Genomic DNA, 23,420 nt, shown 5'->3' with positions numbered 1-23,420 from the left:
TCAGCAAAATAAGCAGTCTTAGCATCAAAAAATCATTAAATGAAGCAATTAAAAATTCTTTCGCAGATCACAAAAAGAACTCCAACGCTTGAAAAGTATTTCCTGGAAATTGATAAAGTTCCTTTGATAACTGCTGACGAAGAAGTAAAACTGACCCAAAGAATACGGAAGGGTGATCAGGTAGCATTAGAAAAATTGACAAAGGCAAACTTGAGATTTGTTGTCTCAGTTGCGAAACAGTATGATCGAGGGATACATAACTTGACCTTGGGAGATTTAATCAGCGAAGGCAATGTGGGTTTGATAAAAGCTGCCAGCAAGTTTGATGAGACCAGAGGATTTAAGTTTATATCCTATGCAGTCTGGTGGATAAGACAAGCAATTATAGCGGCGATATCTGAAAACTCGAGAGTAGTAAGACAGCCAATCAATCGTGTAAGTAGCTATAACAGAGTAACTCGTTCATTTGCCGAATTGGAACAAAAGTATGAACGTGAACCTACAGATGATGAGGTAGCAGAAGCTCTTGATCTTACAGAAGATTATGTTATTCAAATAAAAAGAGTGGGTAGTCACGCTGCTTCGCTCGATGCGCCATTAATGACTGAAGAGGTTACCAATTTAATTAATGTATTGGAAGATCCGGAAGCTGTCAATCCGGAAGCGACCTCTCTCCTCGATTCTTGCAAAGCAGACATCAATAATGTGCTTGATATGTTGACGACTCGAGAGTCAGAAGTCTTAATTCACTTTTATGGACTTAATAACACACCAGTTTTGACCTTGAATGACATAGGTATGCGTTTTGAAATTTCGATGGAACGTGTGCGTCAAATAAAAGAAAGTGCTTTGTTCAAACTAAAGCAAAGTGTGAAGGTGAGCGCTCTGTTAAGATCACATTTGAACTAGTCCAGAGATATGATCAAGCTGATTTCATTTCATAAGCAAAAAACTTGGCGAATTGCCATTCATCATGTCTCAATGAGTTGGGATGGATATTAAACAACCCTTTTTTCAATATAATTTGAATTAAAAAGGCTGAGAGCTCCCATATATTTGAGCCGAAAAGAAATCAAATCACCTACTTTATATTTTCCTGTAGAGTCTCCAAGATCAGCAATTAACATATCAGAACTTGCACCTGTAAGTCTAATATTGGGATCATCCGGAATCAGAAATTCTTCTGAAACGTCTAGTAAACCAATGTCTAATATCAATCGGTAAGAGCTTTTTCCATAATCCTCCTCGTTCACATCAAAGGTTTCACCGGAAGGATTGGTATCCAATAAGCCTGTCGGCACTTTTGGTTTCTCCGTTATTTCGATTATTTCCGCAAATAGCTTGAAGACATCTTCTTCCATACCTGCAATGGTTCCGCCATTTACCAGGTCGGCACCAAAATACAATGCTTCCCCTACCCTGAAGTGATTGATTCCATCGGGTATTTGATGGCGAAAAATAAGAGGAATGACTACAGTAGTGCCACCTGTAACCCATGGAATTTTACAATCGAACTTAGCCTCAATCAATTGTTTGTATAAACTAAGCTGAATGAGTTTATCTTCGGATGGCATTACCCCATAAAGGCAATTAAGGTTGGCTCCAATTCCGGTAACCTTAATATTGGGAAGCTCAAATACAGACCCATAAAAATCCATTAATTCCTCACCCATTACGCCTTCTCGAAGGTCGCCTAGCTCAACCATGATGATTATCTTATGAATTTTGTTTTGCTTCACCGCCTCATCTGATATCCATTTAATGGTTCGATATTCGGTATTGAAACTTGCATCAGCGTATTTTACAATATTGGCGATGCTTCTTTTTGCTGGCGGTTTAATGTAAACAGTTTGTACATTCGGATCGATTTTTTTGATCTGTTTTAAGTTGCTGATCCGTGAATCACACACCTCTTTTGGTCCAAGAGCAAGAAGCTCCGTCAGGTATTTTTCGTTTCCACAAAGTAGCTTGGAAACCACTGCCCATTCGATATTATTCTTTTTAAATAATGAATCGAGGAATTGGTAATTCTTCTCCAGCTTATCCTTATAAAGTTCTATAAATGCCATCTTATTTTATGCGTCTTGGGATTTTTGCAGGTAATCGTGTCAAAAGTTCATAATTTAATTGGTCGCTTAGCTCGCCAAAAGAAGATACACTAATCTCTACTTCTTTCTCTTTGCCGATCAAGATCACCTCATCGCCTTTTCTCACTTGGGGCACTTCGGTTACATCTACAGCCATATTATTCATATTCACGATCCCAACCACAGGCACTCTATATCCATTGATTAATACTCTGCCTTGATTGCTTAAGGATCTACTGAAGCCATGGGAATAACCAATAGGAACAATCGCTATCGTAGTATCTCTTTGAGCTAAATAAGTTGTTCCATATCCGATAAATTCCCCAATTTCAACTTGCTTAATATTCATGACTGTACTTCTCCAGGAAATGATTCTTTTAAGAGGATCTTCTTTCAGTTTTTTTCCTTTTAAATGCTCAATAAAAACCTCTCTGCTCGGCCAGAATCCATATTGTAGAATTCCTATACGAACCATGTCAAAGCGCATTTCCGGGAGTCTTATGGAAGCTGCTGAACAGCAGGTATGCTTCATTTCAGGTTCTAATCCATTCTCTTTCAAATAAGCTTGCATCCTTGTGTATTGCTCTTTTTGTTTTTGAACTCTGACATGATTGGCGATGCTCTCTGCTCCCGCGAAATGAGTGCACAACCCTAAAAAATTTAATTGTTTGGTATTAGCCTTGAGTAAGCTCACCAAGGTATCGAGTTCGTTGTAAGCAAACCCGGTGCGATTCATTCCTGTTTCTAATTCGATATGAATCTGAGCAGTTTTGTTCAGTGAATTAGCGATTTCAGCAGCTTTAATTAATCGATCGAATTCAAATACAAAGAATGAAACCTGATTTTCTATTGCCCATTTTAGGTCATCATTATCAATAAAGCCCATGATCATGATCTGTGATGAAGTGTTTGTCAACGCCTTCATTACTTCTTTTGCTTCATCGGCACTATGTACCGAAAAGTGATCAAGCCCTTGTGATTCAGCGATTGGGATATACTCCGCAATCCCATGTCCATAAGCATTTCCCTTCACTACGGAAGAAATCTTGATATCATGAAACAAGCTTTTCAGAAAATCGATGTTGTTTCCCAGGGCTTCCTTATCCAGCTCGATGTAAGATGTGCTATGCATTCGTTACTTCTTCAATCAGTTGCAAGAACATTTTCATTCCTGTTGGTATAATCTCATCCGGAAAATCATAGTCAGGATTGTGTAGGGCGGGACAATTCTCGCCTGACCCAATACCAAACATTGCTCCTTTATATCGCTTTGTGAATAGCCCGAAATCTTCTCCCCATTTAAATGGAGTGGGTCTTTCTACTAATTCAAAACTATTTTTTGCTGCGTCTCGAATGAACTGAACCGCCTCCAAATTGTTCTGATTAGCGTCAAATTCTTGAGTCCAATCGATATCCAACTCAAGCTGATTTTCTCTGGCTATTTCACTTGTTCTCCTGATCACTGCATCTGTGAGCTGGTTCATTGTTTTATTGTTCCAACTCCTGAGTGTATAATGTACCTCAGCATACCCCGCGGTTACACCATAAGATTTCTCTCCCATGCTAATATGTACCGGGGCAGTGAGCGCAAAATCTTCTCGATTCAAATCAGGCTGAGCTAACTGATCAAAAAAGGAGATTAGTTCCGCAATTGCATTGGTTGGATTAATACCCATCTCTGGCTCGGCGGCATGAGAAGTCTTACCATTGAGTTTAAGAATAACGCTCTTAGCAGCAGCAGTAAATGATCCGTCTCGTACCACCACCTGATGTAGTGGATAGCCGGGAAGGTTGTGAAAAGCGAAGACAAAATCAGGTTCAAAATCAAATTGAGCATCTTTCAACACTGCCTTAGCACCTTCTCCGTTTTCTTCGGCGGGCTGAAACAGAAGGATCACTTTCCCCTTTATTGGAGGGTTTTTGAGCAATGACCTAGCCACTCCATACATAATAGCGGTATGTCCGTCATGACCACATTTGTGAGAAACACCCATGTGTTGAGACTTGTGAGGAAAGTCGTTAGTTTCCTGAATTGGTAACGCATCAATGTCAGCCCTTAGCATTACTGATTTCCCAGTCTCTGCTCCACTAAAGACAACTATAACGCCTGTATTGCCAACTGAAATTGGATCTGGTATACCTATTCCCTTTAGTGCATTTATGATTCTCTTTTGCGTCTCAAACTCGTTTTGAGATACTTCCGGGTATTGATGAAGCTCTCTTCTGAATTTGATGATTTGTTCTAACTCCGCTTCCATCTCATCTCTAAGTATTTGTTTTCAAAACCTAAATGCTCATATAATTTTTTTGCCGGATTGTCGGATTCTACATGCAACGCAATATCTCCTTCGGTATGTTCAAAAGCATTTTCCATTAGCTTTTTCCCAATTCCCTGACCTCTAAATTCCTCATGCGTGGCAATGTAGACCAAAATGTTTTCAGGAATATATCCCGACATTCCTGTGGCATTGATAATGGTAGCACCTACGATTTCTTGCTCTGATTTAGCTATAAGAATAACCCCTCCAGGGTGTTTACCAGTATTGAGAGCGTATTCTATACATTTCATAATATCTTCTTTGGGATCTCCATATTTCCCGAGATGCCGAAATAAAAATGCCGCAACCTCTTGCTTCTCATAAAGACCTACAGTCATAGCAGGTGTATATTTTTCATATTTAATATTCATATCATTTTTCTGTTTTTCGATTTCCCAAGCAATATGAAGAAAATCAATGCTGATAAAATTCCATAAGCGTTTGGATCGAATCCTAAGTAATTAATTTTCAGAATAGTTAAAAGAGTGGTGATCACTCCGCCGACAATCATTGCAGTCATTGCTCCCGCAGCGGTAGACCTCTTCCAAAAAAGTGCACCTATAATTGGCACAAAAAGTCCCGATACCATGAAGGCATATGAAAAAAGCATGGCGCTGAGTACATTCTCCAAGAGCAACGCTATAATTAGTGAAACAGCACCTAATCCCAACGTAGAAAGTTGAGAGTATCGAAGTGATTTCTTATCAAGGTTACCCGCCTTTGGTTTGACTCTTAGCAAATCTGTTAAGAACGAACCTGAGCACGCCATTAAGCAACTATCGGCTGTTGACATAACCGCTGAAAAATAAGCTGCGAGCACCAAGCCCATGAGACCGGTTGGTAAGACTGCTCTTAAAAGGATGGGGAGTCCTAGTTCAGGGTCAATAGCCGATTGTACCGGATATCCTAATGGAGCAAACAAACCCTGATCAAATGCTAAGCGTGCCAGCAAACCCAATGTAACCCCTAAAAATGCCATAATAGGCCATTCAAATAGGCCCGCAATATACCACGCTTTCTGTGCTTCTTTTTTTCCTTTACTGGCAAATATTCGTTGATAGAGCGTCATCCCGACAAACCAGATAGGAATAATGGTGATGGCCCAATTGATCAATTGCTGCCAGGATACATTGGTTAGAGAAAGTAGCTCCGGCGAAAGTGTTTGGTGAATAGTTTCCCAGCCTCCTACTGCATGATATGCAAATGGAATTCCACCAAACAACAGCCCAACAATTAGAATAATCCACTGAAAGGTGTCTGTGTAGATAACTGCTTTCAATCCTCCAATGATAGTGTAGCCAATGGCAACAGCACCCATGATGATCACGGCGTAGCTAAAATTAAGGTCCGGGAAAGTGCCTGTCGCTAGTTTGGCCCCCGCAATGATCTGAGAGCTAGTGAAACTTAAGTAGCCAATAGTTGTGATCAGACCCGCAAGAATCGCGACTTTCTTATTGTAGAAGAATTCATATATCTCTGGAAGGGTGGTGAACTGTTGGATTTTAGGTATTTTATATACTTGGGGAATTAGTAAAACAGCCGCCATCCACGCACCAATTAATCCAGTAAAAAGAAGCCAGGAACCCGAAAGCCCCATGGTAAATCCAAGTCCTCCCAAGCCTATTGAAAAGCCACCGCCGACATCTGTAGCAACAACTGAGAGTCCGATATGCCACGGGTTAACATTTCTCCCTGCCACGTAATAGTCATCAACGCTTTTGTTTTTACAGAAGAAATAAATCCCAACCAGTAAAACAAGGACGATGTATACAATAAAGATAAGTAGGTCTAAAATCATCGGAGGCCTCCTAGTCTAGGTGCCTCTATGCACAAGTATTGGGGGAAGTGACTGGTTTGGTGCTTGCTATAAAAGATAAAAGGACTAGCCTGTTGTTTCAGATTACAAAGGTAAGAATTATATGCTTGCAGATAATCTGTACAGCCAAAAATTAATTATCGGAGCAATCATTGTTTTTTAAAACCCTGAATATTCGTTATGATTTTAGATCACTTCGTTACCCTAAAATCACTTAGCTGCCTCTCAATTGGCAATGCCCTGGATCTAGAACAATAGATATTGCACTTGCTTTGAACGTAGGTGGGAAACAAAAAAGGCAGTCACTAAAACGTAACTGCCTGACTTTATGCTCTCCCTCTTGGGCTCGAACCAAGGACCCTCTGATTAACAGTCAGATGCTCTAACCAGCTGAGCTAAGGGAGAAGATTTCCTAAAAAGGAGTGCAAATGTAAACATCCATTTCGCAATTCTCAATGCACGCAATCAAAATTTTTTTAATCCTCCCTTTTAATTCAAAAAGAGACATTATGTCATGTTATTTTTATTCAAAATGAATATTTAAGACATAATGACATGGAAATGATCATTTTTTTGAGTTGGTACAGAATTCGATCACTTGGTAATCAAAAATTAAATTTTAAAACTTAAAATCTTAAGAAGATGGGACTTATAAAGTACAACACAAACGATTACAGACCTGCGAACTTTAAAAGTTTCGTAGACAGATTTTTTAACGATGATTTTGTCGGTGGTTCAGTACCTACTTTTTCACCTAAGGTGGATATAGCTGAATCTGAAAAAGAATTTGAAATTCAGCTTCATGTACCTGGAATGAAAAAAGGCGATTTCAACATCGACCTGAATGACGATCAAATTACGATAAGTGGTGAAAGGAAGTTTGAAAACGAAAAGAAAGAGAAAAACTTCCACAGTGTAGAAAGCTACTATGGTTCTTTCAACAGAACTTTCTACTTGCCGGACGTCATCAATAAAGACAATGTAGATGCTTCTTATCAAGATGGGATTTTGACCGTCACTTTACCGAAGGATGAGAAGAAAGCTACAAAAAAGCAAATAGCAGTTAAGTAGTGTTTTGAGTAGGTGATTTAGGGTGTTCGCTTTGCGAGCGCCCTTTTTTGTTAAGAATGGTTAATGTCATTCCCCATTCTTCGAAATAATAAAACCATATGGGCACTTTTACGGTATAACAATTAGCAAAAAAAATAATTGAATATGAGCAAAAGAAGTTTAATTCTAGCGATGATGTTTTCATCACTATTCGGTGGGATTGTCGCAGTGATAGGGTTTTCAGTTATTTCACCTAGAGAAACAATTATCCAACCTAATGCTGATCAAACAAATCCAGTCAGTCTTACAAACTATGTTTTTGACTCTTCAGATTTCATCGTTCCTGATGGACTTAACTTTGTTTTCGCAGCGAAAAATGCCACAAGTTCTGTGGTACATATTCGGACAACATACAGAAATGGAATGCGAGCCAATAGTCCATTCAATGATTTTTTTAAGGATTATTTCGGGGAGCGCTACGAGCGAAGGGGAGGCGAATCTAGAGGTGCTGGTTCCGGAGTAGTTATTTCGCCAGATGGTTTCATTGTAACAAACAACCACGTTGTTGAAAATGCCGATGAAATAGAAATTGTATTAAATGACAACAGAAGCTACCAGGCTAAAGTCGTAGGCGTAGATAAGAATACAGACATTGCAGTTCTAAAAATTGATGAAGAAAATTTGGTCGCTATACGATATGGAGATTCCGATCAGATCAATATAGGTGAGTGGGTATTGGCTATAGGCAACCCTTATGAATTTAGATCTACAGTGACGGCCGGAATCATAAGTGCCAAAGGAAGAAATATCAATATTCTGAATGGCGATTATAAGATTGAATCTTTTATACAGACTGATGCAGCTGTAAATCCTGGAAATAGTGGAGGCGCGTTAGTAAATCTTCGAGGTGAGCTGGTAGGTATAAATACCGCCATTGCTTCTCCATCAGGAGCATTTGCCGGATATTCTTTTGCGGTTCCGGTTTCATTGGTCAAGAAAGTGGTGAGCGATTTAATCGAATATGGGAAGGTTCAACGAGCGCTCTTAGGAATAACCATATACGACGTGAATGCTCAAGTAGCAGAGCAAAATGACCTGAACGTATTGAAAGGAATTTATGTCAATGGTGTCATTCAAGGGAAAGCTGCGGATCGAGCAGGAATAGAGCGAGGAGATGTCATCATAGCGATTGACGAAAAACCAGTGAACAGCGTCGCACAGCTTCAGGAGCAAGTGGCTGTGAAGCGACCGGGAGATGAGGTTGAGGTGAAGTTTATTCGAGATGGAAGAGAAAAAGTCGTGGTAGCGAAATTGAGAAATGAGGAAGGAACATTGGAAGTCATTGAGTTAGCCTCTGAATTTGAAATTGAAGGAGCAACTTTTGCCGATATTTCAGATAGCCTTAAAGATCACTTGGAAATTGACGGAGGAGTTCAGATCACAGAATTGGGTGACGGTAAGTGGAAAGATGTGCGGATGAAAGAAGGGTTTATCATTACAGGTATTGACAATGAGAAGATCAGAAATATCAGAGATCTTGAAAATTATTTTAGTCGCACCCGAACAGACGGTATTCTCATTGAAGGAGTTTACCCGGACGGGAGTAAGGCTCATTACGGATTGGGACTTTAAAAATACAATTCAAAAAAAAGTAAGCTCGTCTATTAAGACGGGCTTTTTTTATTCCATATTTTCGAATGGTGAAAGATGTGATTGTAATTGGTGGGGGTTTAGCTGGCTTAGTAAATGCCATTCTGCTCAGACGTGAGGGCTTTAGTGTATCGCTATTTGAAGAGAAGAAATATCCTTTTCATAGAGTTTGTGGAGAATATATATCCAATGAAGTAATTCCATTTCTTCAGAAGAATAGCTTATATCCAGAGGAACTCAACCCAGCAGAAATCACTCAGTTTCAATTGACGTCTATTTCCGGTAATAGTCTGCGTATGCCACTTGACTTAGGTGGATTTGGCATTAGTAGATATCAGTTTGATAAGTGGTTAGCTGAAAAGGCCAGAAACGAAGGCGTTGAAATGATACATGATCGAGTGGTTAAGACTGAATTTGATGGAGATGAATTCACGATAACAACTAAATCTGACGTTCAGAATCGTGCTAAAATTGTCATTGGCGCATTCGGTAAGAGAAGCGTGCTGGACAAGCAAATGAACCGAGCCTTTATAGAAGAACGCTCACCCTATATCGGAGTAAAATATCATATCAAGACCAGTGAAGTCGCAGACGATGAGATAGCACTTCACAATTTTTCTAAGGGATATTGTGGAATAAGTCGAGTAGAAAACGACATGTTTAATATTTGCTATTTGTCTCACAGATCAAACCTTAAGAAATACGGCTCCATTCCTGTAATGGAGGAAGAGTTGCTGAGTCAAAATCCACATCTCAAAAGGGTTTTGAGTCATTCAGAAAAGTTATTTGAAAAGCCTGAAGTGATCAACGAGATCACATTTGAAAAGAAAGAGCCAATTTTTCAGCATATGCTGATGTCTGGAGATTCGGCTGGGATGATTACGCCACTGTGCGGAAATGGGATGGCAATGGCCATACATTCTTCCAAAGTATTGAGTGAATTAGTCACCGGATATTTAAATGGTGATTTAAACAGGGCTGAACTAGAATATACTTACACATCTGAATGGAATAGTCTATTTGCTCGTCGACTGTGGGCAGGCAGAAAGATTCAAAAACTATTTGGTTCTAAAATGGTCTCCACTTCCGCCATATCTCTGGGAAAAAGATTTCGGCCATTTGCCTCATACCTTATGAAGCAAACCCATGGCAGCCCATTTTAGCTGAGCCACAAATAGGTAAAGTAGGCATTTAGCATAAGAGAAGAAATAAAATTCAAACGCATAGTCGAAGTGAAATTTGCTTTAGCTCTATCCTTCCTGACTTGCAAATACCACCATCCAAAAAATACAAGTACCGGAGACATGGCAGCACCAAATACCAATGCAATTTCGAGTGAAAATTGATTCATAAAAAAGAAGAAAAATCCGGTGCTGGAGAGCGCAAAGGAAATTGCCGTAAAATGAAACGTTCCTAAAATGCCCAACTTCTGACTAATGGTAATATCGCCTCTACTGGCATCTTCCTCGTGTTGGTATATCTGGGTCATAGGATATGAGCCTAATAGTAGTAGGGTGCTCAAAATCCCCGGAAATTGGATGCTCCAGATCAATGATTCCGATAAGGAGATGCCATTGATAGCTATATAGCTTAGTAGGAAGGTGAAATATCCTTGAAAGATTCCAGCAGCCAACCACCCGATAACTGGGAGCTTTTTTAGGCGAATGCTGGGATGACTATATGCTTTCGAAATAGCACCGTAAATGAAAATCATTAGCATGAACTCAACCGAAATAAGCCAAGCTAAGATCAGGCCTATCGCATCCATGCATAGTGAAACATAATATAATTCCTTGCTCACTTTAGGTGGATGTTTTAAGCCACCAATACTGCCCTCATCTTTGTCGAAGTAGGAATTAAATCCGTTGCTCGCCGGATAAATAAGAAAGTGAAGAATAAAAAATGCAAGTAATAAATTTACGCGATTAATGTCCTCAGAAACACTCACAGCCAGTAAAAACACCGGCAAAAGGAAGAATGAAAATGGAATGCGTAGATGAAGTAGTGTAGATTTTTTCAAAAGTAATTAATCTTCTGGGCCAAAAGTTGGTTAATATTAATGAACTAGTAGCATATGCCCGCATTCATTAATCATATCGGAACGGCTCTTCCGCCAAACTTGACAGATCAAAATCAGATTGCTGATTTCATGGTCAGCCACCTGCAGTTGGATAGAAGGGAGGAAAAAAAGCTTCGTGTCCTGTATCGTGCAAGTGGGATAAAACAACGTTATTCAGTTTTGAGAGACTTTGGTGAAAATCTCAATGGACAAAGTTTCTTTAAGGAAGATGCTATTTTTCCATCTGCTAAACCCAGAATGCTTATTTATCAGGATCATGCCATCAAATTGGCAAAAGTTGCATGCAGCCAGGTAATAGAAGCATCAAGCTTCGATAAAGAAAACATATCGCACTTAATCGCTGTAAGCTGTACGGGTATGTATGCACCTGGTTTAGATATTGAATTGGTAGATCAACTTGGGCTGAATACATCTACAGAGAGAACATCCATAAATTTTATGGGATGCTATGCAGCGTTCAACGCCATGAAAGTGGCCCAAAATATCATCAAAGCAAACACAGAAGCTAAGGTGCTGATTGTGTGCGTGGAATTGTGCAGTATCCATTTGCAGCAAAAGACCGATGACGAAAACTTATTAGCGAATGCCATTTTTGGTGACGGAGCTGCTGCGATGGTTGTTTCCTCAGAGCCTTCAAAAAACTCGCTTGAAATAAAGGACTTCTATAGTGACCTTGCCTTGGATGCTCGTGATGAAATGGGTTGGTATATTGGAGATCATGGTTTCGAAATGCACCTTTCGAGCAAAGTTCCTGATGTGATCAAAGACGGAATTGGTGAACTTACCAATCGGTTGCTGAAGAAAATTGAATTAGAAATTTCAGACATAGACTTTTTTGCTATTCACCCCGGAGGAAAAAGAATTCTTGACGTGATTGAAGATAAGCTTCAAATCACCAAAGAGCAGAACAGCAATGCACGGAAGATTTTGAGAACACACGGCAATATGTCATCACCTACAGTGCTATTTGTGATCAAATCAATCTTGGATGAACTGACTGTCAAAGACGATCAAAAGCATCTTTTGAGTTTTGCATTCGGTCCCGGTCTTACACTCGAAAGTGCCGTATTAAAAACCCACATTCATGCTTAAGAACCGATCGGAAGAGATCGAAATCATGGATGACCTTAATATCTCGGGTCCGGTTATAGCACAAACGCTTAAAGAGCTGAACACAATCAACAAGCGCCTGGGAGGAAATCAAATAAGCATTTCAGCCTATAAAAAATTTGCTGAAAAAAATGACCATCTGGTCTTGGCTGATTTAGGTTGTGGAGGAGGAGATATCATGGCTGAGATGGCAAAATGGGGCCGAAAGAAAGGATTACAATCTACATTTATTGGTGTTGATGCAAATCCAAACATAGTTGAATACGCCAATGGAAATACAAAAAAATACCCTGAGATAACCTATCAATCTATCAATATTTTTAGTGAAGAATTTAAACAACAGCGATTTGATATTATTCATTGTTGCTTATTCGTTCATCACTTTAACTCTCAGGAATTAGTCGCACTATTCAAGCAATTTAGATCTCAAGCTCGTTTAGGCGTAATTATTAATGATTTGCATCGGCATCCATTGGCCTATTGGAGTATTCTGTTACTTACTTCATTGTTCTCCAGGTCGACTATGGTAAAAAATGATGCTTCTATATCCGTAGCACGAGGATTTAGGAGAAAAGAACTGATGTCGATTCTGAGAGATGCTGGAATTAGTAAGTACCAGCTAAGATGGAAATGGGCTTTTCGTTGGAAGCTTATCTTTTAGCGCCATTCACCAAAAATGAGGTTGCCTTTGGCATTTTCATCTTCAGACTTGAAGAAATTATCTAAACCATTCACCATTTCATCGGCCGAGATATAGCAGTCGCCGTTCGTATCTAGTTCATCAAAACCCTGAATCGCCATTTTATGAGAAATATTGTAAATCGTAAGCATGTTGGCATATTCTTCCTTGGATATCAGGCGATCCCGGTTCATGTCGAACAGGTCAAAAATATGCCTTGAAGTTCGGTGGATGTAATGGTTAAGGATCGAATCATCTCCAGATTCCAATTGATCTCTAAAGAATGCAATCCAATCCCATAGTGTGAGGCTAAGCTCAGGATTATGCAAATCTGTGAGTAACTGAACAAAAAGACGATGTGATTTTAACAGGATCATTCGGGCGCTTCTTGAGTTCTCGTTGAGTTTTAACTGCACAACGATCTTCTTGCCAACATTTACAAAGTCGTTGGGTTGAAGTTGCCCATTCCTGTCGATATCCAGAACATTAAAAAGATGATGAACCTTTCTTTTTTGAGTTTCAGAAAACACGAATAGAGGGCTATTTGGCTCTTTGGTGGTCAAGCTCCCCATTTTTATATCCTCAATTTACAAAAATATTTCCACCCTTGCGAGCATTTCGTAGCTTTGCGCCCAATTCTTAATAACTAGACAACATGACTCAGGATATTCAAACGATTTTAAAGCGACTTGAAGTAGATGCAGACAACAAAGGAGCTGCTATAGGCCACAATTGGTTAAATTCTTCTGGAGCTAAACTAACCTCATATTCACCAGTAAATGGTAAAGAGATAGCAAATGTGACATTGGCCGATGATCAAGCCTATGATCAAGTGATAGCGGAAGCCCAGGCAGCATTTAAAGAATGGAGGCAAATTCCTGCACCTCAAAGAGGCGAGGTTGTGCGTCAGTTAGGCAATGAGCTACGAGAATATAAGCAAGAGCTCGGTTCGTTGGTATCCTATGAAATGGGTAAATCCCTACAAGAAGGCTTGGGTGAAGTGCAAGAAATGATCGATATCTGCGATTTTGCAGTAGGTCTTTCTCGTCAACTTTATGGATTGACCATGCATTCTGAGCGTCCATCTCACAGAATGTATGAGCAATGGCATCCACTAGGAATAGTAGGAATTATTTCAGCATTTAACTTTCCCGTAGCTGTTTGGTCGTGGAATGCTGCACTCGCTTGGGTTTGTGGAGATGTGTGTGTTTGGAAACCGTCTGAGAAAGCTCCGATATCTGCAATCGCATGTCAGAAAATAGCTCAGCGCGTATTCAAGAAAAATGGTGTTCATCCTGGAGTTTGTGGTTTAGTAATTGGAGACGCTGAGATTGGCAAAAGATTAGCTGCTGATACACGTGTGCCATTGATTTCCGCTACAGGATCAACCAGAATGGGAAAGGCAGTAGGTGAAGTCGTAGGAGCGCGCTTAGGCAAGCATATCCTGGAGCTTGGCGGAAACAATGCGATCATCATCTCAGAACATGCGGATTTAAATATTGTAATCCCTGGAGCCGTGTTTGGAGCCGTTGGCACAGCCGGACAGAGATGTACTTCTACCAGAAGATTGATCATCCATGAGAGTCAGTATGAAGAAATGAAGCAACGACTGGTCAAAGCCTATGGGCAGTTGAGAATTGGCGATCCATTAGATGAGAAAAATCATGTTGGACCATTAATTGACACAGATGCTGTAGAAATGTACCAAGCGGCGATTGAAAAAGTAAAAGCAGAAGGAGGAAAAACTGTGGTAGAAGGTGAAGTGCTTTCAGGAGCGGGATATGAGTCTGGATGCTATGTGAAGCCTGCGATCTATGAAGCACAGGCTGATTACGAAATCGTATGTAATGAGACATTTGCTCCAATCTTGTATTTGATTAAATATTCCTCCATTGAGGAAGCCATAGAGATACAGAATGCTGTACCACAAGGATTATCGTCTGCAATAATGACAACCAATATCAGGGAATCTGAATTGTTCCTATCACAAGCAGGATCTGATTGTGGAATCGCCAATGTAAACATCGGTACTTCTGGTGCTGAGATTGGTGGTGCATTTGGAGGCGAGAAAGAAACAGGTGGTGGACGAGAGTCTGGATCGGATGCCTGGAAAGCGTACATGAGGCGTCAGACTAACACCATTAACTATTCTACAGAGCTACCATTGGCTCAGGGAATCAAGTTTGAGCTTTAGAAAAGCCAGAAAATCATCACCCCCAGTAGGGTGAAAATGAATATAAAAAGGAAGGTCTGCCGTGTGCGGACCTTTTTTTGTTTCGAGTGAAATTTTTGAAGAAAAATGCGCTTCTGTTCAGGATCGTAATCTTTTGTTTTCTCAGACAACTTCTTCTTGATATAGAAATAGTTATTCTCCTGATAGATTTTTTTCATGGATTTCTTCCCACCACGCAGAAGTTGTCGATTGTTGCGGTATGACTTGACCATATGGTCCATTACACCAAATCCACCCATAATTAGTCATTTATAGATTTTAATATACTTCAAATTTACTGTTCCGTCGCAAGTGGCGAGCTCAGTCTAAGCATGCCGTAATCGGTGGCAAAAATTGAATTTTGATACTTCTCTGACTGCTTGATAATTATAATCCATCGCATGGAATTTCAATCCTAAATACAGGATTTGTTTTTGTATACGATTAGCCTTTTCACTCTTTTCTTTCAGCGCTTTTTTAGGACAATCATTCGTCATCTTTTTAGCTAGCAAATCTCATTCAACATGGTGCTAAACATCATATAATTGGATGCCTTAGATCATACCTTTCTAGGGAGTCCACATCTAATTTAGCCCTTGAAAACAAAACTATAAGTGATGAAATACCTACTGATAATCGGGGTACTGACTGGTTTTTTCAGTGCCGGACAAATCAACCTGAATGCCGAAAAAAGTTCTATGCGAATCACAGGAACATCATCGCTGCATGATTGGGAAATGACTGTGGATGAATTCGATGTTCAGGGAGTTATGACAGACACCGAAGTTCAAAATCTGGAAGTGACGATCATAGCAAAATCCATGAAAAGTGGTAAGTCCATTATGGATGGCAAAGCCTATGATGCGGTACAAGCGGATGACTATCCGAAAATAAAATTTACATCGGAATCTCTACAAATCATGGATGATAGAATCTATGGTCAAGGCACGCTTGAAATCGGAGGTGAGTCAAGGATGATTGAGCTGGATGCGGAGATTACTAAGAAAGATAATGAGATGCAGCTTCAAGGTCAGGTGCCATTGAAGATGACGGATTTTAAAATACAACCACCCACGGCCATGTTTGGCACGCTTAAAACGGGTGATGAAGTGATAATACACTATGACATTTTTTTAGACAAATAATTTATTCATTAAACAACCTGAATTATGAAAATTCCATTTTTTAAATCGATCGTAGCTGGTGTAATGCTATTCGGGACTATATCAGTCTACGCTCAGTTGCCTTCTATTCAATACTATAGGTATAATGACATGAGAGGCTTGAATGTCTTCGAAACAAGTAAGGAAGACACAGTTTTATATAACGGATTAAAACTCCGTGTTGGCGGTGACTTTGCCATGCAATTCCAGGCGATTTCACAATCGAATGCAAGCGGATTGACAGGTACAGACAATGGCGGAAATACTGTTCCTCTGGATTTCGTAGATCTAGATAACAATATGACCTTACCAACAGCAAACTTAAATTTTGACGTGCAACTTGAAGATGGACTAAGAATGCACTTGCGCACTTACCTATCATCTAGACATCACCCTGAAGCTTATGTTAAAGGAGGTTACTTGCAAATGGACAATTTAAACTTTGTAAATGATGGGTTTTTGAGTGGGCTAATGGACATGGCTACTATCCGTGTAGGGATGGATGAGATCAACTATGGAGATACACATTTCCGCAGATCCGATAATGCCAGAGCAATATATAATCCTTTTGTAGGTAACTATATTATGGATGCGTTCACTACAGAGCCTTTTCTTGAAGTAACCATTCAAAACAATGGAATAATTGGCGTGATTGGTATTACCAACGGACGATTAAATCAAGAACCGGAGCCGGGTGATGATGGTCGAGTGTTCTACGGCAAGCTTGGTTATGACAAGCAAATGAATGATGATTTGAGATTGAGGCTTACTGGATCTTTCTATAGCAGTAGCGACGATGGTACCAGAGATTACTTATATGGAGGTGATAGAGCCGGAGCAAGGTACTACAGTGTGCTCCACACAGTTTCTGATGGAAGTATTGGAAGAGGGCCAAATGATTTTGAGCCAAGATGGAACCCTGGATTTGCGTACCATACAGCATTTATGTTCAACCCTTTTGTGAAATATCAAGGCGTCGAGTTCTTCGGTGTATATGAGAAGACTAGCAATGGTGCAGACACAGGTGGAAGTTACAGTCAGATAGGTGCTGAACTTATTTATCGCTTTGGTGGAAGAGATCAGCTATACGTAGGAGGTAGGTACAACTCTTTATCTGGAGAAGCAGCTGATGGAGCAGCGACTCGTGATATAAAACGTACCAACTTGGGATTTGGATGGTTTATGACCACCAATGTATTGATGAAAACAGAATATGTGACAAGTAAATATGAAGGTGATGGATTCATAGGATCTAAACTTCAGGGAGCTGAGTTTGACGGAATCGTAATAGAGGCTACAATTGGTTTCTAGATTAGTTCAAACTAAATGGATAGGCCGCTCAAATTTTTGAGCGGCTTTTTCTTTTAAAAGGCAGATACTTTCATACTTATTTCAAATTGAATTGAAATATCATCGGTGACCTTAATCATTCCAAACATCTTCGTGGGAGGCTCTATGTTGAAGTCGGTAATCAGTAACGCCTTGTCTCCTTTCAGCGTTAATTGTGCTGAGGAATGGTTCAGTACTTTACCACCCGATATCATGACTTTCTTTCTCACCCCAGCTAATAAAATTTCTACTTCAGCATCCACATCCAGTTCTTCAAATGCATTATTGTTGGGACGCAACGAGATTGAATTTAGTTGAAGGTATAAGTGAGGCTCTTCATCAGCTTTTAGAAGTTCCTGAAAATCATTATTCATCGCACCTATTCCACATTCAAATTGGTCTACTCGATACTTCAGAATGAGGCCTTTAAACTCAAGCTTTTGATTTGACCATATGTTACTAACTACAATTGAGTCATTCAATGCTGGCTGGACCATCTTGCATTGAAACTTATTGATGTTTGTCTTCCCATGGATGGCAATGTTGCTAGACGTGATTTTTACCTGATGATAATTGGCACTACCATTTTGAGCACTGGAAATCAGTGCAACTAATACAAACATCAAAGAGAACAAAAGTCCTTTACCTCTCATCATTAGAAGAGTCCTGTGATATTTCCATTTTCATCTATGTCAATATTTTCAGCCGCAGGTAAAACAGGCAATCCCGGCATTCGAAGCATTTTGCCTGTAATAGGAATAATAAATCCAGCTCCTGCCGCAATTTCTACTTCCCTAACATTCAAGGTAAAATTGGTTGGACGACCATACGAGGAGGCATCATCTGAGAATGAGTTTTGAGTTTTTGCCACGCAAACAGGAAAATCTGAAAACCCAAGAGCGTCTGCTCGTTTCAAAATTGAGTTCGCATTAGCGCTGTACACCACATTTTTTGCACCGTAGATTCGCTCAGCAATGGATTCAATTTTTTGCTTCAATGAATCCTTTAGCTGGTATGTCGGAATAAAATCCGAATTACAGCTGTCGGCAGCTGCCGTGACTTTGTGGGCGAGTTCTTCCATGCCCTTTCCACCATTTTTCCATCCATCTGAATAAGCAATTTCAACATTTAGTTCGTTGCAACGATCGATTATGCATTGCATTTCTTCCTGTGTATCTGCCACAAATTTATTGATGGCTACAACCACCGGCACACCAAAAGACTTGATGTTTTCAATGTGCTTTTCAAGGTTGTCGAGACCATCCATTACAGCATTAGCATTTGGCTCTTTCAGGTTATCTTTTTTTACACCACCATGGTACTTCAATGCTCTCACTGTCGCTACAAGGACTACAGCACTTGGGCTAATTTCTCCTGCTCTACACTTGATATTGAAGAATTTTTCAGCTCCAAGATCAGCACCAAAACCTGCCTCTGTGACCACATATTCAGCTAAGGAAAGACCAACTTTTGTGGCCACTAATGAATTAGTTCCTTGCGCGATATTGGCAAATGGGCCACCATGAATGATCGCGGGATTGCCTTCCAGCGTCTGAACCAGGTTTGGTTTGATGGCATCTTTCAGCAAAGCAGCCATGGCTCCATGCGCATTCAGATCTTTCGCAAAAATTGCTTCTCCTGAGAAGGTGTCTCCAACATAGATATTGCCCATTCGCTCTTTTAAGTCGGCTAAGTCCTTTGCAAGGCATAAAATGGCCATAATTTCTGAAGCAGCTGTGATATTGAATCCGGACTCTTGCAGAAACCCACCTTGCTTGCCGCCTAAACCTGTAATGATGTGCCTAAGTGACCGATCATTCATATCCATAGCCCATCGCCATTTCACCGTTCTTGGGTCTATACCAAGGTTTCTTGAGCGGCCATAGATGTTGTTGTTAATAAGAGCTGATAATAAGTTGTTAGCTTTTTCTACTGCCGCAAAGTCTCCATTGAAATGGAGGTTTATGTCCTCCATAGGGATGAGTTGTGAATAACCACCACCTGTAGCTCCACCTTTTATGCCAAACACGGGACCAAGTGAAGGTTCTCTCAATACAGCCACAGCACGTTTTCCAATTCGATTGAGGCCATCGGATAATCCTACTGAGACGGTCGTTTTACCTTCACCAGCGGGTGTTGGCGTAATCGCCGTGACAAGTATCATTTTGTTTTTCTTGACACTCGCTTCATCAATATATGACAAAGGGATTTTCGCTTTGTATTTGCCATACTGCTCAATCTCACCATTGTTAAGGCCAAGTTTTTTAGCAATTTGATCGATGGGTTCTAGGGTAGCCGCCTGAGCGATTTTGAGGTCAGGGTTTTCGTTGCTCATATATGAATATTTTGACGCAAAATAGGATAGATGTGCAATCAAAATTCTGATAAATAGCAGAGGTATAACTGCCAATCATCATTAAATAGGCAACATCCTAATCCTATTCCATTTCCTCTAATATACTCGCTATCTGCACAATGTGCCGTTCTTCATGAGCAAGAATGAATCGAAAACACTCAGGAACATAGAATTTCATTTTCTCACCAAGCGCTGTTGGCATCTTGATGTTTTTTAAATTCTTGTTGCGTGCTTGCTTGATCAAATCATTAAAAGTAGCCTTGTTTTTAAGGAAGAGATCGATCGTAGCATGCTTATTTTCAGGTTCAGATATTGGATTGAAGAAATCGAAAGTTTTCATTTTAAATCTTCGTTTTCTCCCTCTTGGTTTCATTATATAGATCGAGATTCTACCTAGTAGAGTCGATTGATAATCCAGCGTTTCATCAATCGGTAAGTCAGGTGCGCCTGAGATGGCTGACTCGAAATTGTCCAGGTATATTTCATAGACTCTGTTCAAATGACTGACGACTTCTAAAGCAGACCATTTTTTCTCATTTGGCTTCCAATTAAGTTTCTTATCAGGCAGTTCAGCAACATCAGCCTTTATGTAATTTTTAATCTTATTAGACTGTTGCAAGATTTGTTCGAAATTTACTTCCATGATTCTTTTGAGTTTTATTAAGACAAAAATCAGCTTAAGATTTAGTAAAAAAATTGATGTAGATCAATTAATCGCGTAGTGCCCTGAGCCGGCTAAATGTTTCAGGTTTCATATTTAGATAGCTTGCCAAATATTTCTGTGGAATCTGAAGAAGTTCGTCTGGACACCGCTTTATGAATGCATCAAATCGTTCTTTGGCGGAAAGTGTCAGCATTTCTACTTCCCTGCTACCTCTCCCAAAAAGGATGGCCTCCATAAAATGTGTCCTCCATCTGTAAAACTCAGGAAATCGGTGAAAAAGCTGATCATAGCGCTCCTTATTAATGGCAATTAGCCTGGAAGGCGTGAGCGCCTCCATGAAATAATTTGATGGTGTTTGCGTGATGAAGGAGTCGTAAATTCCGGATGGCGAGCCTTCATAGGAAAATCCAAAGATTACTTTTTCTCCTTTGCTGTTTATGAGATAACCTGCTTGCACACCCGATAAGGCAAAGCAGAAGTACTTTGCTACGCTTCCTCCTTCTACCAAGTAGGATTTTTGCGGATATTCCATCTCCAGAAAGTGCTCATCAAGGAATGAGTAAGCCTCATCAGAGATTGAAATATATCTTCCAAAGTTTGTGTCAAATAGGCTCCTTTTATCCATGCTGTTAATTTAGCAAGGAAATAAAAAAGCGACTCAGTAGAGCCGCTTTATGAAGATGCGAGTAATTGGTCTTATTTCTTACTGACCAATTTTCCAATCATCGGCTGGTGTACCAAAGAAACAATTTGGAGTCACTGGAAATCCAGCAGTTATCACATAATAGTATGTGCCGTCTGGATATTCAGGAGTAACACCTGTGCGTCCATTGCATTCGTCCAAATCTCCCAAACCTTGGACATATTCGAAATCTTGAATATATGTTCCGTCATGGTTGCCATCCGGATAATCTTCGCCTGCTATTCCGGTACCCGTTCGTGCACCACTTTTTAGTTGATAGCTTGATTCCAGCTCGACGATTGTACTTGTTGGATCATCTGGATCGGAGTATCCGTACTTGTAATAAATAGGGAATCCATCTGCAGCAAAACCATAAATTAATGAGTGTCGAGAGCCGTCTTCATCGTCAGCAAGTCCAACGATATCACCATGATAGTGATAATTCCCCTGAGTGGTCACATGAGCGCCGTAGGCATCTAACCCTGTTTCTCCTTCTTCAGTCACTTTCGCCTGCCACTCCCAGTTTTCCTCACCTGAGTCTGGATTTTCCCAAGGCTTGAGTCCCATCGGGTGAAATTCTACACCATTGGTGGCCATCCCGAATTGCCAAAAATTTTCATTTGAGGGTGTTGGTGGTCCTGTTTCGTCATAAACGTAAATAGCCTGATTTGTGTATGTAGGAGTCAAATCCAGCTCTCTGGTGACTTCAATAGCGGTTGGAACTCCATTTGGAAAAGTGCCGACTGTATGATTGGCTAGTTGGTTGGAAATGATGGTTCTTGAATCAGATGAAATCTCAAAACAAACCTGACCTTCAGTGGTACTTGAAGTGATACACACATCAGTTGTTTGACTACTTGCTTCTTGGCTATTATCAAATACTCCGTCTGCAACAGGCACTACTTTGAAAAAGTACTCAGAGCTGTATTCCAGCAATGAGACTGATAGAGACGAGGGAGAGCTGCCATTGTAAACTACTTGCTGACCATATCCAATATATGTAGAGCTCGCAAGATCGCTGCTGTTTGAGGTGAAGTCTTCAAATGAGTTTTCGCTATTGATCAGAACAATGTAACTGTCAGCTCCTGTATCTGTCCAGTTGTCAATGCCAATAGAACTTCCTGTAGCAGATCCAAAGGATACCGTAATATCAGTGTCTGTTCCCCCACTTTCGTCATTATCTGTAATTGTGATAGTAGCATCAGTACTGCTACCCGCAGTTATTGAGGAAGGGAGACTGCCCAATGTGATAATGATGGTTTCATCCTGCTCGTCTTCAGTATCATCGGTGATGCTAATTTGAATAGTAGCCGAAGTTGCGTCGCTTGCAATGACAGCCGAGGTTTCACTCACTTCAAAGTCACCATTTTCTGTAGCCGTGCCACTTAAAGAAAATGGAATGGTGATCGAACTGCCCGAAGTATTTTGAGTGCTTAAGGATACGATGAAGTTTGCAGTACCTGCGGATTCTGCCACCGATGCTGAAGATGCAGAAACTGTTACAGTCGCAGAAAATTCATCGGTGACATCATCTTCAGAGTCGCCTCCACAACCAGATAATAGTGAAAGGACGGTAGAGCCAACGAGTAGTAATAGGATATTCTTTTTCATGGTCATTGTTTTAATCTTTATAAAAAGCAACCGTTGAAGTGCGCTTGCTATTGAGTCTGAAGGAGCGTGAACGATCATTCAGTTTTAATTTCATTATGTTATCATGACCTTTAATGATATCGATCATGAATGTATTGATCATTTTGACCTCTTGGATGGTTTTAAGATTCAGATTGAGAGTGCCTTTTATAAAGATGTTCTCATCAGAATATTCAATTCCGAATACTTCAAAAGTGGTGCAGTTTCCATCAATTTCTATGGCTAGTCTGCTTTGCAAATACTCCGTAGTGATTTGTCCTAACATTTCTTCACAAAAGGAATCCGAGAATTCGGCTTTAAGCGTTTGAATGAAGTTGTGGCGATCAGCAGAGATTTGCATTTCAATGCCTGAGGGTCCATCATAGATCTCAAAAACGGCCATTCGGATATCGTGACAATAACTAAAATGGGCAGATAGTAGAATCAAAAAGCCAATGATTTTTTTCATTTTGTATCTGTTGTATTGCTTAGATGCTATTGGAAATGAAAACCTTGCGCAGAAAAAAAGTGACTCCACCACGAGTCGTTAAATTCACACCCGAAGCGCTCTGCATTTAGTACTATCTACATACTA

Annotated in this window: 23 protein-coding genes and 1 tRNA gene; 9 read left to right on the top strand and 15 right to left on the bottom strand. The window is 40.2% G+C overall.

Annotated features, from left to right (window positions below):
- Positions 1 to 39 precede the first annotated feature (39 nt).
- Complete coding sequence (locus ACL8WY_RS07965) at positions 40 to 909, top strand: sigma-70 family RNA polymerase sigma factor (protein WP_436517903.1); 870 nt, start codon at positions 40 to 42, stop codon at positions 907 to 909.
- An 89-nt stretch (positions 910 to 998) separates the two neighbouring features.
- Here ACL8WY_RS07965 and ACL8WY_RS07960 read toward each other — a convergent pair whose 3' ends face one another.
- From ACL8WY_RS07960 to ACL8WY_RS07935, 6 genes are all read right to left on the bottom strand, one after another.
- Positions 999 to 2,069: an alanine racemase gene (locus tag ACL8WY_RS07960; RefSeq protein WP_436517902.1), complete on the bottom strand. Its 1,071-nt coding sequence runs from the start codon at positions 2,067 to 2,069 to the stop codon at positions 999 to 1,001.
- 1 nt (position 2,070) lies between these two features.
- Positions 2,071 to 3,219, bottom strand: coding sequence for an alanine racemase (alr, locus tag ACL8WY_RS07955; protein ID WP_436517901.1), 1,149 nt, complete (start codon positions 3,217 to 3,219; stop codon positions 2,071 to 2,073).
- Positions 3,212 to 4,345 carry an amidohydrolase gene (locus ACL8WY_RS07950; protein ID WP_436517900.1) on the bottom strand — a complete coding sequence of 378 codons (1,134 nt, stop codon included), beginning with the start codon at positions 4,343 to 4,345 and terminating at the stop codon, positions 3,212 to 3,214. The genes alr and ACL8WY_RS07950 overlap by 8 nt, the downstream gene beginning before the upstream one ends.
- A complete protein-coding gene (locus ACL8WY_RS07945; protein ID WP_436517899.1) occupies positions 4,330 to 4,776 on the bottom strand; it encodes a GNAT family N-acetyltransferase in 447 nt (148 codons plus the stop codon). The genes ACL8WY_RS07950 and ACL8WY_RS07945 overlap by 16 nt, the downstream gene beginning before the upstream one ends.
- Positions 4,773 to 6,203 carry a sodium:solute symporter family protein gene (locus tag ACL8WY_RS07940; RefSeq protein ID WP_436517898.1) on the bottom strand — a complete coding sequence of 477 codons (1,431 nt, stop codon included), beginning with the start codon at positions 6,201 to 6,203 and terminating at the stop codon, positions 4,773 to 4,775. Before ACL8WY_RS07940 ends, ACL8WY_RS07945 begins: the two co-directional genes overlap by 4 nt.
- Before the next feature lie 349 nt (positions 6,204 to 6,552).
- Positions 6,553 to 6,626: transfer RNA gene (locus ACL8WY_RS07935), tRNA-Asn, on the bottom strand.
- A 237-nt stretch (positions 6,627 to 6,863) separates the two neighbouring features.
- Between ACL8WY_RS07935 and ACL8WY_RS07930 the strand changes: the two genes are divergently transcribed.
- The 3 genes from ACL8WY_RS07930 to ACL8WY_RS07920 all read left to right on the top strand — a co-directional run bounded on the left by ACL8WY_RS07930 (position 6,864) and on the right by ACL8WY_RS07920 (position 10,084).
- Entirely contained in the window at positions 6,864 to 7,292 is a 429-nt protein-coding gene (locus ACL8WY_RS07930) for an Hsp20/alpha crystallin family protein (RefSeq protein WP_436517897.1), read from the top strand.
- Between the two features lie 144 nt (positions 7,293 to 7,436).
- On the top strand, positions 7,437 to 8,903 hold the full coding sequence (locus tag ACL8WY_RS07925; RefSeq protein ID WP_436517896.1) for a Do family serine endopeptidase: 1,467 nt from the start codon (positions 7,437 to 7,439) through the stop codon (positions 8,901 to 8,903).
- A gap of 65 nt (positions 8,904 to 8,968) precedes the next feature.
- On the top strand, positions 8,969 to 10,084 hold the full coding sequence (locus ACL8WY_RS07920; protein WP_436517895.1) for an NAD(P)/FAD-dependent oxidoreductase: 1,116 nt from the start codon (positions 8,969 to 8,971) through the stop codon (positions 10,082 to 10,084).
- Here the strand turns inward: ACL8WY_RS07920 and ACL8WY_RS07915 are convergent.
- Positions 10,081 to 10,941, bottom strand: coding sequence for a UbiA family prenyltransferase (locus ACL8WY_RS07915; protein ID WP_436517894.1), 861 nt, complete (start codon positions 10,939 to 10,941; stop codon positions 10,081 to 10,083). The genes ACL8WY_RS07920 and ACL8WY_RS07915 overlap by 4 nt on opposite strands.
- A 54-nt stretch (positions 10,942 to 10,995) precedes the next feature.
- Between ACL8WY_RS07915 and ACL8WY_RS07910 the strand changes: the two genes are divergently transcribed.
- Together ACL8WY_RS07910 and ACL8WY_RS07905 are read left to right on the top strand one after the other, a co-directional pair.
- Positions 10,996 to 12,093 carry a type III polyketide synthase gene (locus tag ACL8WY_RS07910; protein WP_436517893.1) on the top strand — a complete coding sequence of 366 codons (1,098 nt, stop codon included), beginning with the start codon at positions 10,996 to 10,998 and terminating at the stop codon, positions 12,091 to 12,093.
- Positions 12,086 to 12,772 (top strand): methyltransferase domain-containing protein, encoded by a 687-nt coding sequence (locus tag ACL8WY_RS07905; RefSeq protein ID WP_436517892.1) that lies wholly within the window; start codon positions 12,086 to 12,088, stop codon positions 12,770 to 12,772. Before ACL8WY_RS07910 ends, ACL8WY_RS07905 begins: the two co-directional genes overlap by 8 nt.
- Here the strand turns inward: ACL8WY_RS07905 and ACL8WY_RS07900 are convergent.
- On the bottom strand, positions 12,769 to 13,362 hold the full coding sequence (locus ACL8WY_RS07900; protein WP_436517891.1) for an EF-hand domain-containing protein: 594 nt from the start codon (positions 13,360 to 13,362) through the stop codon (positions 12,769 to 12,771). The genes ACL8WY_RS07905 and ACL8WY_RS07900 overlap by 4 nt on opposite strands.
- An 83-nt stretch (positions 13,363 to 13,445) precedes the next feature.
- Here ACL8WY_RS07900 and amaB point away from each other — a divergent pair, with 83 nt between their 5' ends.
- Complete coding sequence (gene amaB, locus ACL8WY_RS07895) at positions 13,446 to 14,984, top strand: L-piperidine-6-carboxylate dehydrogenase (RefSeq protein ID WP_436517890.1); 1,539 nt, start codon at positions 13,446 to 13,448, stop codon at positions 14,982 to 14,984.
- On the opposite strand, the gene ACL8WY_RS07890 is transcribed toward amaB, so the two are convergent.
- Complete coding sequence (locus ACL8WY_RS07890) at positions 14,981 to 15,262, bottom strand: hypothetical protein (protein ID WP_436517889.1); 282 nt, start codon at positions 15,260 to 15,262, stop codon at positions 14,981 to 14,983. The two genes, amaB and ACL8WY_RS07890, sit on opposite strands and share 4 nt — an antisense overlap.
- Before the next feature lie 357 nt (positions 15,263 to 15,619).
- On the opposite strand from ACL8WY_RS07890, the gene ACL8WY_RS07885 reads away from it, so the two are divergent.
- The gene (locus ACL8WY_RS07885) at positions 15,620 to 16,147 is read left to right on the top strand and encodes a YceI family protein (protein WP_436517888.1); all 528 of its coding nucleotides are present in this window, start codon (positions 15,620 to 15,622) and stop codon (positions 16,145 to 16,147) included.
- Positions 16,148 to 16,171: 24 nt separating this feature from the next.
- Positions 16,172 to 17,476, top strand: coding sequence for a hypothetical protein (locus tag ACL8WY_RS07880; RefSeq protein WP_436517887.1), 1,305 nt, complete (start codon positions 16,172 to 16,174; stop codon positions 17,474 to 17,476).
- Between the two features lie 53 nt (positions 17,477 to 17,529).
- Here ACL8WY_RS07880 and ACL8WY_RS07875 read toward each other — a convergent pair whose 3' ends face one another.
- From ACL8WY_RS07875 to ACL8WY_RS07850, 6 genes are all read right to left on the bottom strand, one after another.
- Positions 17,530 to 18,150 (bottom strand): hypothetical protein, encoded by a 621-nt coding sequence (locus tag ACL8WY_RS07875; RefSeq protein WP_436517886.1) that lies wholly within the window; start codon positions 18,148 to 18,150, stop codon positions 17,530 to 17,532.
- Positions 18,150 to 19,829 (bottom strand): formate--tetrahydrofolate ligase, encoded by a 1,680-nt coding sequence (locus ACL8WY_RS07870; protein WP_436517885.1) that lies wholly within the window; start codon positions 19,827 to 19,829, stop codon positions 18,150 to 18,152. The genes ACL8WY_RS07875 and ACL8WY_RS07870 overlap by 1 nt, the downstream gene beginning before the upstream one ends.
- Positions 19,830 to 19,932: 103 nt before the next feature.
- Complete coding sequence (locus ACL8WY_RS07865; RefSeq protein WP_436517884.1) at positions 19,933 to 20,493, bottom strand: DinB family protein; 561 nt, start codon at positions 20,491 to 20,493, stop codon at positions 19,933 to 19,935.
- Between the two features lie 67 nt (positions 20,494 to 20,560).
- On the bottom strand, positions 20,561 to 21,139 hold the full coding sequence (locus ACL8WY_RS07860; protein WP_436517883.1) for a Crp/Fnr family transcriptional regulator: 579 nt from the start codon (positions 21,137 to 21,139) through the stop codon (positions 20,561 to 20,563).
- Between the two features lie 78 nt (positions 21,140 to 21,217).
- Positions 21,218 to 22,807 carry a YHYH protein gene (locus tag ACL8WY_RS07855; protein WP_436517882.1) on the bottom strand — a complete coding sequence of 530 codons (1,590 nt, stop codon included), beginning with the start codon at positions 22,805 to 22,807 and terminating at the stop codon, positions 21,218 to 21,220.
- 10 nt (positions 22,808 to 22,817) lie between these two features.
- Positions 22,818 to 23,294 carry a DUF6702 family protein gene (locus ACL8WY_RS07850; protein ID WP_436517881.1) on the bottom strand — a complete coding sequence of 159 codons (477 nt, stop codon included), beginning with the start codon at positions 23,292 to 23,294 and terminating at the stop codon, positions 22,818 to 22,820.
- Positions 23,295 to 23,420 lie beyond the last annotated feature (126 nt).

The organism is Ekhidna algicida (assembly GCF_051379705.1).
Lineage (GTDB): Bacteria > Bacteroidota > Bacteroidia > Cytophagales > Cyclobacteriaceae > Ekhidna.
The sequence above is the reverse complement of the archived record's forward strand: the minus strand, read 5'-3'. Positions and strand labels throughout refer to the sequence as shown.

Bases quoted from the DNA above. Each gene is read 5' to 3' on its own strand.
- ACL8WY_RS07940 (WP_436517898.1), bottom strand. From the start codon at position 6,203: ATGATTTTAGACCTACTTATCTTTATTGTATACATCGTCCTTGTTTTA.
- ACL8WY_RS07950 (WP_436517900.1), bottom strand. From the start codon at position 4,345: ATGGAAGCGGAGTTAGAACAAATCATCAAATTCAGAAGAGAGCTTCAT.
- ACL8WY_RS07965 (WP_436517903.1), top strand. From the start codon at position 40: ATGAAGCAATTAAAAATTCTTTCGCAGATCACAAAAAGAACTCCAACG.
- amaB (WP_436517890.1), top strand. From the start codon at position 13,446: ATGACTCAGGATATTCAAACGATTTTAAAGCGACTTGAAGTAGATGCA.
- ACL8WY_RS07930 (WP_436517897.1), top strand. From the start codon at position 6,864: ATGGGACTTATAAAGTACAACACAAACGATTACAGACCTGCGAACTTT.
- alr (WP_436517901.1), bottom strand. From the start codon at position 3,219: ATGCATAGCACATCTTACATCGAGCTGGATAAGGAAGCCCTGGGAAAC.
- ACL8WY_RS07850 (WP_436517881.1), bottom strand. From the start codon at position 23,294: ATGAAAAAAATCATTGGCTTTTTGATTCTACTATCTGCCCATTTTAGT.
- ACL8WY_RS07860 (WP_436517883.1), bottom strand. From the start codon at position 21,139: ATGGATAAAAGGAGCCTATTTGACACAAACTTTGGAAGATATATTTCA.
- ACL8WY_RS07960 (WP_436517902.1), bottom strand. From the start codon at position 2,069: ATGGCATTTATAGAACTTTATAAGGATAAGCTGGAGAAGAATTACCAA.
- ACL8WY_RS07890 (WP_436517889.1), bottom strand. From the start codon at position 15,262: ATGGGTGGATTTGGTGTAATGGACCATATGGTCAAGTCATACCGCAAC.
- ACL8WY_RS07865 (WP_436517884.1), bottom strand. From the start codon at position 20,493: ATGGAAGTAAATTTCGAACAAATCTTGCAACAGTCTAATAAGATTAAA.
- ACL8WY_RS07880 (WP_436517887.1), top strand. From the start codon at position 16,172: ATGAAAATTCCATTTTTTAAATCGATCGTAGCTGGTGTAATGCTATTC.
- ACL8WY_RS07875 (WP_436517886.1), bottom strand. From the start codon at position 18,150: ATGATGAGAGGTAAAGGACTTTTGTTCTCTTTGATGTTTGTATTAGTT.
- ACL8WY_RS07920 (WP_436517895.1), top strand. From the start codon at position 8,969: ATGGTGAAAGATGTGATTGTAATTGGTGGGGGTTTAGCTGGCTTAGTA.
- ACL8WY_RS07885 (WP_436517888.1), top strand. From the start codon at position 15,620: ATGAAATACCTACTGATAATCGGGGTACTGACTGGTTTTTTCAGTGCC.
- ACL8WY_RS07945 (WP_436517899.1), bottom strand. From the start codon at position 4,776: ATGAATATTAAATATGAAAAATATACACCTGCTATGACTGTAGGTCTT.
- ACL8WY_RS07870 (WP_436517885.1), bottom strand. From the start codon at position 19,829: ATGAGCAACGAAAACCCTGACCTCAAAATCGCTCAGGCGGCTACCCTA.
- ACL8WY_RS07910 (WP_436517893.1), top strand. From the start codon at position 10,996: ATGCCCGCATTCATTAATCATATCGGAACGGCTCTTCCGCCAAACTTG.
- ACL8WY_RS07855 (WP_436517882.1), bottom strand. From the start codon at position 22,807: ATGAAAAAGAATATCCTATTACTACTCGTTGGCTCTACCGTCCTTTCA.
- ACL8WY_RS07905 (WP_436517892.1), top strand. From the start codon at position 12,086: ATGCTTAAGAACCGATCGGAAGAGATCGAAATCATGGATGACCTTAAT.
- ACL8WY_RS07925 (WP_436517896.1), top strand. From the start codon at position 7,437: ATGAGCAAAAGAAGTTTAATTCTAGCGATGATGTTTTCATCACTATTC.
- ACL8WY_RS07900 (WP_436517891.1), bottom strand. From the start codon at position 13,362: ATGGGGAGCTTGACCACCAAAGAGCCAAATAGCCCTCTATTCGTGTTT.